This window comes from Pseudoalteromonas sp. S4492 (assembly GCF_005886115.1).
GTDB classification, from domain to species: domain Bacteria; phylum Pseudomonadota; class Gammaproteobacteria; order Enterobacterales; family Alteromonadaceae; genus Pseudoalteromonas; species Pseudoalteromonas gelatinilytica.
Genome location: NZ_PNCP01000355.1, coordinates 1 through 298, shown reverse-complemented (window position 1 = coordinate 298; position 298 = coordinate 1). Strand labels below are relative to the sequence as shown.

At 35.6% G+C, this 298-nt stretch carries 1 protein-coding gene; it reads left to right on the top strand.

What is annotated here, in order from left to right:
- Positions 1-89 precede the first annotated feature (89 nt).
- On the top strand, positions 90-298 hold a 209-nt coding region (locus CWC28_RS22455), incomplete at its 3' end, for a hypothetical protein (RefSeq protein WP_212746842.1).

The following is a 298-nucleotide window of genomic DNA, read 5'->3' as shown; positions in this document are numbered from 1 at the left end:
AAAGTACTTCTGTAGGGATTCGGCACGATAGTATTTTTTATTCAACGTTCTTAAATGCAGCACTATTACTAGCATCGACGCAGTTAAAGATGATGTATAAGGATAATATTGATTTATATCAAGAGCTAATTCCAGAATTTAGAACAGCCGTTACGGCCGAATCATTTACTGAAGCAGATGCGGAAAAACTGTCAATGAAGTCCAATATCTGGCATGAAGATCTACCGCAGGGTTCAAAGAAAATGTTAAGTCAATGCTTTATAAGAGATGATTCAACTAGGAGAAAGATTGTTGAAAA